At 74.6% G+C, this 11,641-nt stretch carries 2 protein-coding genes; both read left to right on the plus strand.

What is annotated here, in order from left to right:
* Positions 1-3,752, plus strand: a 3,752-nt coding sequence (locus tag AB0E90_RS51160; protein WP_360421078.1) for an SDR family NAD(P)-dependent oxidoreductase, incomplete at its 5' end; no start/stop codon positions are given.
* A gap of 9 nt (positions 3,753-3,761) precedes the next feature.
* On the plus strand, positions 3,762-11,641 hold a 7,880-nt coding region (locus AB0E90_RS51165; protein WP_360421080.1), incomplete at its 3' end, for an SDR family NAD(P)-dependent oxidoreductase.

Raw genomic sequence — 11,641 nt, forward strand, 5'->3', positions numbered from 1 at the left:
CCGCCGGCCACCGGCCCACCTGGCCCACCACCGCCCACCTGATCGACCTGCCCACCTACCCCTTCCAGCACCAGCGCTACTGGCTCACCCCCACCACCACGGCCGCCCCGAACGGGACCAGCAACCACCCCCTGCTGGACCACGCCATCGACCTCCCCACCGGCGCCGCCTTCACCGGCACGCTCGCCGCCGCCACGCACGCCTGGCTGGCGGACCACGCGGTCAACGGCACCGTCCTGCTGCCCGGCACCGCCCTGCTCGACATGGCCCTGTTCGCCGGGCGGCACGTGGGCAGCCCGCGGCTCGCCGAGCTCACCCTCGAAGCCCCGCTCGTGCTTGCCGGAGACGGCAGCGCCGAGGTCCGGGTGACCGTAACCGCGGCGGATGACGAGGGCCGGCGGCCGGTCGAGATCCACTCCCGTCCGCAGCCCGATTCACCGTGGACCAGGCACGCGGCCGGATCGGTCGACGGCAACGCGACGACCGGCCCGAGCCCGGAGACCGCATGGCCCCCGGCCGGCGCCGTCCCGATTCCCGTCGACTACGACGGCCTCGCGCTCATCGGCCTGGAGTACGGCCCGGTCTTCCAGGGCCTGCGGGCCGCGTGGCGGCGGGGTGACGAGGTCTTCGCCGAGGTGTCGCTGCCCGACGGCGAGGAACGCGCCGCCGCCGACTTCGTGCTGCACCCGGCGCTGCTCGACGCCGCGCTCCACCCGCTCGCCGCCGGGCAGGACGACATCCGGCTCCCGTTCGCCTGGACCGGGGTGACGGCGCATGCCACCGGCGCCACCGAGCTGCGGGTACGCCTGCGGCAGACCGGCGAGGAGCTGACCATCGAGGCCACCGACCCGGCGAACGCCCCGGTGCTCTCGGTCGCCGCGCTGGCCACCCGCCCGCTCGATCCTCGTCAGCTGGCGTCTGCGCCCGCCCAGGACTCCCTCTTCCAGCTCGACTGGCCGGCGCTGCCGCTCGGCCGGGCGGTCGACGCCACCTGGACGCTGTGGGCGCCGGCGGGAGTCGACGAACACCTCGCCGCACTGGCCGCCGAGGTGCGGACGGACCTTCCCGAACCCGCCGCCGACGTGCTGCTGGCCTGCCCGGACGGCGCCGGCGCGACCCCGGAAGAGGCGCACGAGCGGCTGAACGACCTGCTGGCCCTGCTCCAGCAATGGCTGGCCGCGGGCGGCGGCCGCCTCGTGCTCGTCACCCGGGGCGCGGTCGCTGTCGCCGACGGCGAGCACATCCGCGACCTCACCCAGAGCGCGGCGTGGGGCCTGCTGCGTTCGGCGCAGTCGGAGAACCCGGATCGGTTCGTCCTGCTGGACGTCGACGGCCGGCCGGAGTCCTACGCCGCCGTTCCGGCCGCGATCGCCTCCGGTGAGCCGCAGGTCGCGATCCGGGCCGGCGAGGCGCATGCGGCCCGCCTGTCCCGGGCCGGCGACGACGGACTTCTGCAGGCCCCGGCCGACGCGCCGAACTGGACGCTGACCCTGGCCGGCAAGGGCGCCCTGGACGGGCTCTCGCTGGATCCGTCGCCGCTGGACGGGCAGCCGCTCGAGCCGGGTCAGGTGCGTCTCGCGGTCCGAGCCGGCGGGCTCAACTTCCGTGACGTGATGCTCGCGCTGGACCTGGTGCCGGAGGATGCCCGGCCGGCCGGCGGCGAGGCAGCCGGGGTGATCCTGGAGGTGGCGCCGGACGTGACCGCGCTACGGCCGGGCGACCGGGTGATGGGGTTGCTCTCCGGCGGCCTCGGCCCGGTGACCGTCACCGACGCCCGGCTGCTCACCACGATGCCGGTGGGTTACAGCTTCGCCGAGGCGGCCGCCGTTCCGGTGGTCTTCATGACCGCCTATTACGGCCTGGTCGATCTGGCCCGGATCCAGCCGGGCGAGACGCTGCTGGTGCACGCGGCGACCGGCGGGGTCGGCATGGCCGCGCTGCAGATCGCCGAGCATCTCGGCGCCGAGGTCTACGGCACCGCCGGCCCGCACAAATGGCCGGTCCTGCGGGAGCGCGGGCTGGACGACGACCACATCGCCTCGTCCCGCAACCTCGAGTTCGAGGAGAAGTTCCGCGCCCACCGGGGCGGCAAGCCGATCGACGTGGTGCTCAATTCCCTGGCCCGGGAGTACGTCGACGGATCGCTGCGGCTCCAGGGGCCGGGTGGGCGCTTCCTGGAGATGGGCAAGACCGACATCCGGCACGCCGGGGACGTGGCGGCCGCGCACACCGGAGTGGAATATCGGGCGTACGACGTCATGGACGCCGGGCCGGACCGCGTACAGGAAATGCTCGTCGCCCTGCGGGAGCTCTGCGACCAGCGGGTGCTGCGTCCGCTACCGATCACCGCATGGGACATCCGCCGGGTCCGCGGAGCGATCCGGCACCTCAGTCAGGCACGGCACGTCGGGAAGGTCGTGCTGACGCTGCCGGCCGCACCGGATCCGGCGGGCACCGTCCTGGTCACCGGCGCGTCCGGCATGCTCGGCGGTCTGCTCGCCCGGCACTTGGCGGCCCGGCACGGCGTACGGCATCTGCTGCTGGCCAGCCGCCGCGGCCCGGCGGCGGAGGGCGCCGAGGACCTGCGTGCCGATCTCGAGAGGCTGGGCGCACGAGCCACCTTCGCGGCGTGCGACCTGGCCGACCGGGAAGCCGTGCTGAAGCTGATCGAGGGCATTCCGGCCGAGCACCCGCTGACCGGTGTGGTGCACAACGCCGGGGTGCTGGACGACGCCGTCCTCACCGAGCTGACACCGGCCAAGATGGATACCGCGCTGCGTCCGAAGGTGGACGCCGCCCGGCACCTGCACGAGCTCACCCTCGACCACGATCTGGCCTGGTTCGTGCTGGCCTCGTCGGCGGCCGGCACGTTCGGCCCGCCCGGCCAGGGCAATTACGCCGCCGCCAACGCGTTCCTCGACGCGCTGGCTCAGCAGCGCCGTTCGCAGGGCCGGCCGGCGATCGCGCTCGGCTGGGGACTGTTCGACTCGGCCAGCGGCATGACCGGACATCTCGATCGGGCCGACCGGCAGCGGCTGCGCCGGAGCGGCACCCGCGCCATCACCGACGAGCAGGCCGTCGACCTGTTCGACGCGGCCGTCGCGCTGGACCGGGCGGCTCTGCTGCCGATCGGCCTGGAGCTGCGCGGCATCCCCGCGGACGCCGTGCCGCCGCTCCTGCGCGGCCTGGTCCGCGCACCGGCCGGGCGGCCGGCGGCCGGCGGCTCGGCGCCGGGCGCCTCGTGGGCCGGGCAGCTCGCCGGCCTCGGCGACCACGAGCGACGGGAAAAACTGCTGGAGCTCGTACGGACACAGGCCGCCATTGTCCTGGGCCACACCGGCACCGGCGCGATCGGACCGGACCGGGCGTTCAAGGAGCTGGGCGTGGACTCGCTCACCGCGGTGGAGCTGCGCAATCGTCTGCGCACCGCGACCGGGCTGGCGCTGCCCGCCACGCTGGTGTTCGACCACCCGACGCCGGAGGCGCTGGCCGACCGGTTGCACCTGGACCTCACACCGGGGCTGCCCGACCCGGCGTCGGACGTGCTCTCCGAGCTCGCCCGGCTGGACACCACGCTGGCCGGCCTGGCCTGGGACGACGAGACCCGCGCCAAGCTCGCGCCGCAGCTGCGCACCCTCTTCTGGAAGTGGGGCGAGATGGAGCCGGGCGACGGCCCGGGCGCCGGCGACCTGGACGTGGTCAGCGACGAGGACCTCTTCGCGGCGCTGGACGACGAGCTCGGGGCCGGGTGAGGCGGCGACATGACTGAGGCGCATTCGACCGGCACGGCGGGCAACGGATCCGGAATCGGCAACGGGGGCAGCATGAGCGAGCAGGGCACGTCGGGCGAGACCACGGAGAAGCTCCGCGACTACCTCAAACGAGCGACGAACGACCTGCGCCGTACGCGGGGGATATTGCGCGAGATGGAGACGCGCGAGCACGAGCCGCTCGCGGTGATCGGGATGGGCTGCCGGTTCCCCGGCGGGGTCCAGGCGCCCGGCCAGCTGTGGGAGCTGCTGGTCGAAGGCCGCGACGTGATCTCCTCGTTCCCGGAGCGGCCCGGCTGGGACGCCGAGGCGCTCTATCACCCCGACCCGGACCATCCCGGCACCACCTACGTGACCGAGGGCGGCTTCCTGCACGACGCCGGCGACTTCGACGCGGAGTTCTTCGGCATAAGCCCGCGGGAGGCGATGGCGACCGATCCGCAGCAGCGGCTGCTGCTCGAGACCGGATGGGAGGCCCTGGAGGACGCCGGCCTCGACCCGGCCTCGCTGCGCGGCAGCGACACCGGCGTCTTCGTGGGTGTCATCTCCACCGGTTACGCGCCCCCGCCGGCCGCCGTGCCGGAGGAGCTGGAGGGTTACCTGCTCACCGGCAACACCACGAGTGTCGCCTCCGGACGGCTCTCCTACACCCTCGGCCTGGAGGGACCGGCCGTCACCATCGACACCGCCTGCTCCTCCTCGCTGGTGGCGATCCACCTCGCCGGGCAGGCGCTGCGCCGCGGCGAATGCGCGCTGGCGCTGGCCGGCGGCGCCACGGTGATGGGCAATCCCGCGCTGTTCGTCGAGTTCAGCCGCCAGCGCGGGCTCGCGCCGGACGGCCGGTGCAAGTCCTTCTCGGCCGACGCCGACGGCACCGGCTTCGCCGAGGGTTCCGGCCTCGTCGTGCTGGAACGCCTCTCCGACGCCCTGCGCAACGGGCACCGGGTGCTCGCCGTGATCCGGGGCAGCGCCGTCAACCAGGACGGCGCCAGCAACGGGCTGTCCGCTCCCAACGGCGCAGCCCAGGAGCGGGTGATCGCCCAGGCTCTCGCCGACAGCCGGCTCACCACCAACGACATCGCCGCGGTGGAGGCGCACGGCACCGGCACCACGCTCGGCGACCCGATCGAGGCGCAGTCGCTGATGGCCACCTACGGACGGGACCGGCCGGCGGACCGGCCGCTCTGGTTGGGGTCGATCAAGTCGAACATCGGGCACACCCAGGCGGCGGCCGGTGTCGCCGGCATCATCAAGATGATCCTCGCCATCCGCAACGGGATCCTCCCGCCCACCCTGCACGCCGACCGGCCCAGCGCGCACGTGGACTGGTCCGGCGGCACGGTCTCGCTGCTCGGCACGGCCCTGCCCTGGCCGGACGCGGGTCAGCCGCGGCGGGCCGCCGTCTCCTCGTTCGGGATCAGCGGCACCAACGCCCACGTCGTGCTGGAGCAGGCGCCGGCCGCGGAGGAGGCCGGCCCGGCCGCCGACCCGGCGGTGCTGCCGACGACGCCGTGGTTGCTCTCCGCCCGCACCGGGCCGGCGCTACGCGCGCAGGCCCGGCGGCTGCTCGACCACCTCGCCGCCGACCCCGGGGCCGACCCGGCCTCGATCGCCCTGTCGCTGGTCACCTCCCGGGCCGGTTTGGAACACCGGGCGGCGGTGATCGGCACGACCCGGGACGAGCTGCTGGCCGGTCTCGCGGAGCTGGCCGAGGGTCACGCGGCGGCGGGCGTGGTGTCCGGCACGGTGTCCGCCGGCAAGACCGCCTTCCAGTTCTCCGGCCAGGGCAGTCAGCGTCCCGGCATGGGCCGGGAGCTCTACCGCGAGTTCCCGCGCTTCCGCGCCGCCCTGGACGAGATCCGCGCCTGCCTCGACCCGCTGCTGGACCGCCCGCTGCTCGAGGTGATGTTCGCCGCGCCGGACTCGCCGGAGCACACCCTGCTGGACCGCACCCGCTTCACCCAGCCGGCGCTGTTCGCCTTCGAGGTGGCGCTCTTCCGCCAGCTGGAGCACTGGGGCCTGCGCCCCGACTTCCTGATCGGGCACTCCATCGGCGAGCTGGCCGCGGCGCATGTGGCCGGCGTGCTGTCGCTCACCGACGCGTGCACGCTCGTGGCCGCCCGCGGGCGGCTGATGGACGCGCTGCCGGCCGGCGGTGCGATGGCCGCCATCCAGGCCCCCGAGGCAGAGGTCGCCGCCGCGCTCGGCGACCTCGGCGGCCGCGCCGGGATCGCCGCGGTGAACGCGCCGAACTCCACCGTCGTGTCGGGCGACGAGGAGACCGTCCGCGAGGTCGCGAACCGGTGGCGGGAACGCGGTCGCAAGACGAGTCTGCTCAAGGTCAGCCACGCGTTCCATTCGCATCACATGGACGCGATGCTCGACGAGTTCCGCCGCGTCGCCGAGGGCCTGACGTTCGCCGCACCGGCCATCCCGATCGTCTCCAACCTGACCGCGGAGCTGGTGTCCGCCGACGAGATCGGCTCGGCCGGTTACTGGGTCCGGCACGTCCGCGAGGCCGTCCGCTACGCCGCCGGCGTCCGCGCGCTGGCCGACCTCGGTGTCACCCGCTTCGTCGAGCTCGGCCCGGACGCGACACTCACCCCGATGGCCGCCGGGTGCCTGGCCGGGACGGTGCCGGAGGTGGCCCTGCTGCCGGCCGCCCGCCGCAACCGGCCGGAGGCGCCGGCGCTGGTCTCCGCGCTCGCCGCCGCCTACGTGCACGGCGCCGGGGTGGACTGGCCGGCGGTGTTCGCCGGCACCGGCGCCGGCCGGGTGGCCCTGCCGACCTACGCCTTCCAGCGGGAGACCTACTGGCTGCGGCCTGGCTCCGGCGCCGACGTCGGCGCCGCCGGTCTGGAGCGGGCCGACCACCCGATGCTCGGCGCCATGGTCGCGCTGGCCGGCAGCGACGGGCTGGTGCTCACCGGCACTCTGTCGCTGCGCACCCATCCCTGGCTGGCGGATCACGCGGTCGGCGCCGGTGTGCTCCTGCCCGGCGCGGCGTTCGTCGAGCTGGCGCTGCTCGCCGGCCGTCGCCTCGACTGCGACCGGCTGGACGAGCTGACTCTCCAGGCGCCCCTGCTGCTGACCGGCGGTGACACGGTCGCGCTCCAGATCACCGTCGCCGAGCCGGACGAGGCCGGCCTGCGGCCGGTCAGCGTGCACTCCCGGCCGGCCGCCGGTGGACCCTGGACCGGCCACGCCGCCGGGCTGCTGACCACCGGGGACGCCGCGACGCCGGACGAGCTGCTGGCCGGCGCGTGGCCGCCGCCCGGCGCGACGCCGATCGCCATCGACGACGGCTACGAGCGTCTCGCCGAGCGCGGCTATCGATACGGGCCCGCCTTCCGCGGTCTCCAGGCTGCCTGGCTGCACGAGACCGGCGTGCTGGCCGAGGTTCGCCTCCCCGACGCCCTGCACGGCGACGCCGCCCGGTTCGGCATCCACCCGGCGCTGCTGGACGCCACCCTGCATGCTCTCGTGACCGGCGACGACTCCCCCACCACCACTCCGCGCCTGGCGTTCAGCTGGTCCGGCGTGTCCCTGGCGGCGGCCGGCGCGGCGTCGCTGCGGGTGCGGCTGGTGCGCCACGACGACGACACGATCGCGTTGACGGCGGCCGACGAGACCGGCGCGCCGGTTGCCGCGGTGGAGTCCCTGGTGTTCCGCAACCTGCCCGCCCAGCAGCCGGGCGGCCGGCCGACCGACACCGCGGACTCCCTCTTCACGGTGCAGTGGCAGGAGATGCCGGCCGCGGCGTCCGATGGGGACGCGGCTAGGTGGGCCGTGCTGGACCGGGACGACCGCGGCCTCGCGGCGGTGCCGGCCGGCGCCGACCTGCTGCTGCTCCGGGCCGAAGACGACGCGAACCCGGTCCGGTACGTGCTGGAGCGGGTGCAGGCCTGGCTCGCCGCGGAGACCCTGGGCGCGACCCGCCTCATCGTGGCGACCAGGTCCGCGGTGAATGCGCGCCCCGGCACGGACCGGGTCGACCCCGGCGCGTCCGCGGTGTGGGGGCTGGTCCGATCGGTCCAGTCCGAGCATCCCGGGCGACTGCTGCTCGCGGACCTAGACGACGCGCCGGCCTCGCTCGACACGCTCGCTCGGGTCGCTCGTGGTGACGAGCCGCAGATCGCCGTCCGGGACGGCGCGATGTTCGTACCGCGGCTGGAACACGCCGCCGGCGGCGCCCTCACCGTGCCCACCGACGGGACGCCGTGGCGCCTGGAGGTGAGCGAGAAGGGCAGCCTCGAGAACCTCGCCGTGATCGAAGGCGCCGAGTTGCCGCCCGGCCCGGGTGAGGTTCGCGTCGCCGTCCGCGCCACCGGCCTGAACTTCCGGGACGTGCTGATCACGCTCGGCATGTATCCGGGCGAGGCACAGCTCGGCAGCGAGGCGGCCGGGATCGTCGAGGCGGTCGGCGCCGATGTCACCGGCTTCACGCCAGGTGACCGCGTGATGGGTCTGGTGAGCGGCGGGCTCGGCACGGTCGCGGTCAGCGATCACCGGCTGCTGACCGGCATCCCGGACGGATGGTCGTTCGCCCAGGCCGCGGCCACCCCGATCGTGTTCCTGACCGCCTACTACGCGCTGCACGACCTGGCCCGGCTGCGACCGGGCGAGAAGGTGCTGATCCACTCGGCCGCGGGCGGGGTCGGAATGGCCGCGGTCCAGCTCGCCCAGCACCTCGGCGCCGAGGTCTTCGGCACCGCGAGCCCCGGGAAGTGGCCGGTCGCGCGTGCTCTGGGCCTCGACGAGGCGCACCTGCACAACTCGCGGACCCTCGAGTTCGCCGACCGGATCCGGGCCACGACCGGCGGTCTCGGAGTGGACGTGGTGCTCGACTCGCTCGCCCGGGAATTTGTGGACGCCTCGCTGGACCTGCTGCCGCGCGGCGGCCGGTTCCTGGAGATGGGCAAGACCGACATCCGGCGGCCCGAGGACGTGGCGGCCGGCCACCCCGGCGTCGCCTACCAGGCGTTCGACCTGATGGACGCGGGACCGGACCGGATCCAGCAGATGCTGCGCGAGATCCTCGGCCTCTTCGAGCGCGGCGTGCTGCGGCCGCTGCCGATCACCACCTGGGACGTCCGCCAGGCGCGGGACGCGTTCCGCTTCCTCGGCCAGGCCCGGCACACCGGCAAGGTCGTGCTGACCATCCCGGCGCCGCTGCGGGCGGACGGCACCGTCCTGGTCACCGGCGGGACCGGCGTACTGGGCCGGCTGCTCGCCCGCCATCTCGCCGGCCGGCACGGCGCCCGGCGCCTGCTGCTGGTGAGCAGGCGCGGACTCGCGGCCGAGGGCACGGCCGAACTCGCCGCGGAACTGGCGGCTCTCGGCGCCGAGGTCCGGTTCGCCGACTGCGACGTCACCGATCGCGACGCCGTACGGCGGCTGCTCGACAGCGTTCCGGCCGAGCACCCCCTGACCGGCGTCGTCCACGCGGCCGGCGTCACCGACGACGGGCTCGTCACCGCGCTGTCGGCGGAACGCCTGGCCGCGGTCTGGGGTCCGAAGGCCGAGGCCGCCCGGCACCTGCATGATCTGACCGCCGGCCAGGACCTCGCGCTGTTCGCGATGTTCTCCTCGCTCTCGGGCGTGCTGGGCAATCCGGGCCAGGCCGGCTACGCGGCGGCCAACAGCTATCTGGACGGGCTGGCCGAGCAGCGCCGCTCGGCCGGTCTCGCCGGCGCCTCGATGGCCTGGGGCGTGTGGGCCGGCGACAGCGCGATGACCGCGCGGCTCGACGCCGCGGCCCGCGCCCGGATGGCCCGGTCCGGTCTGCTGGCGCTCTCCCCGGAGCAGGGCCTGACGCTTTTCGACGCCGTGCTCGCCGACGGCCGGCCGGTCACCGTGCCCGCCCGGCTGGACCTGGCCGCGATCCGAGGCCTCGCCGCCTCCGGCACGCTGCCGCCGATGCTGGCCAAGCTGGTGCGCCGCGAGCCTCGCCGCGCCGCCGCAGCCGGCGCCGGTGGCGCCGCCTCCTCGCTGGCGCAACGACTGGCCGGAAGCCCGGCGGCCCGCCGGCGCGAGATCCTGGTCGATCTCGTCCGCGCCCAGGTGGCCATCGTGCTCGGCCACGCCGCACCCGAACGGATCGACCCCGGCCAGGCGTTCAGCGACCTCGGCTTCGACTCGCTCACCGGCGTGGAGCTGCGGAACCGGCTCAATGCCGCGACCGGGCTCCGGCTGCCGGCCACGCTGGTGTTCGACTACCCCAGCACGGCGGCGATGGCCGGCTACCTCGACGGTCAGATCGCGCCGGCCGGCGTGGCCCCGGCGTCGGCCGCGCGGCCCGCGATCGGTGGGCAGACGCTCGACGAACCGATCGCGGTGGTCGCCGCGAGCTGCCGTTACCCCGGCGGCGTGCGGTCGCCCGAGGATTTGTGGCAGCTGGTGGCGAGCGGCACCGACGGCATCGGCCCGTTCCCGGCCAACCGCGGGTGGGACATGGACACGCTGTTCGACCCGGACCCGGACCATGCCGGCACGAGTTACGTCTCGCAGGGCGGATTCGTCCACGACGCGGACGAGTTCGACGCGGCGTTCTTCGGCATCAACCCGCGCGAGGCGCTCGCCATCGATCCGCAGCAGCGCCTGCTGCTCGAGCTGGCCTGGGAGACGTTCGAGCGGGCCGGCGTGGACCCGGCGGCTATGCGGGGCAGCGCGACCGGGGTCTACGCGGGCGTCATCGCCTCCGACTACGGCAGCACGCCGGGTGAGATCCCGGAGGACCTCGAGGGCTACCTCTCCACCGGCAACACGACCAGTGTCGCGTCCGGCCGGATCGCGTACACGTTCGGTTTCGAGGGTCCGGCCGTGACGGTCGACACCGCCTGCTCGTCCTCGCTGGTGGCGATGCACCTGGCGAGTTCCGCGCTGCGGCAGGGCGAGTGCGACTTCGCGCTGGCCGGCGGCGTGACGATCCTGGCGAGCCCGCGATCGTTCGTCGAGTTCAGCCGGCAGCGGGCGCTGTCACCGGACGGCCGGTGCAAGGCCTTCGCCTCGTCGGCCGACGGCACCGGCTGGGGCGAGGGCGCCGGGCTGGTCCTGCTGGAGCGGCTGTCGGACGCCCAGCGCCTCGGCCACCCGGTGCTCGCCGTGATCCGTGGCAGCGCCGTCAACCAGGACGGCGCCAGCAACGGCTTGACCGCACCGAACGGTCCGTCCCAGGAACGGGTCATCCGCCAGGCCCTGGCCAACGCCGGCCTGGGCCCCGCCGACGTCGACGCGGTCGAGGCCCACGGCACCGGCACCGCGCTCGGCGACCCCATCGAAGCCCAAGCGCTGCTCGCCACCTACGGCCAGAACCGGCCCACCGACCGGCCACTACGACTCGGCTCGATCAAGTCGAACATCGGCCATTCGCTCGCGGCGGCCGGCGTCGCGGGTGTGCTCAAGATGGTCATGGCGATGCAGCACGAGCTGCTGCCGAAGACCCTGCACGCCGACACGCCCACGCCCCATGTGGACTGGACGACGGGCGCGGTCACCCTGCTGACCGAGTCCACGCCCTGGCCCACGGCGGATGACCGGCCGCGCCGGGCCGCCGTGTCCTCGTTCGGGATCAGCGGCACCAACGCCCACGTCATCCTCGAACAGGCGCCCGCCGCCCAGCACGAAACCGGCGCCGACGACGGCCCGCACACCCTGCTGCTGTCCGCACAGACCGAGCAGGCTGTCGCTGACCAGGCCCGTAACCTGCGCGCCTACATCACCGAACACCCCGGCACCCCGCTGACCCAGATCAGCGCCACGATCAACCGGCGAACCCCCCAGCCGCACCGCGCCGCCACCACCGCGCACACCCGCGACGAACTGCTGGCCGGCCTGCGCAGCCTCGAACACCACCACCCCAACCCCGGCAA

The sequence above is a fragment of the Actinoplanes sp. NPDC026619 genome, from assembly GCF_040638295.1.
Classification (GTDB): domain Bacteria; phylum Actinomycetota; class Actinomycetes; order Mycobacteriales; family Micromonosporaceae; genus Actinoplanes.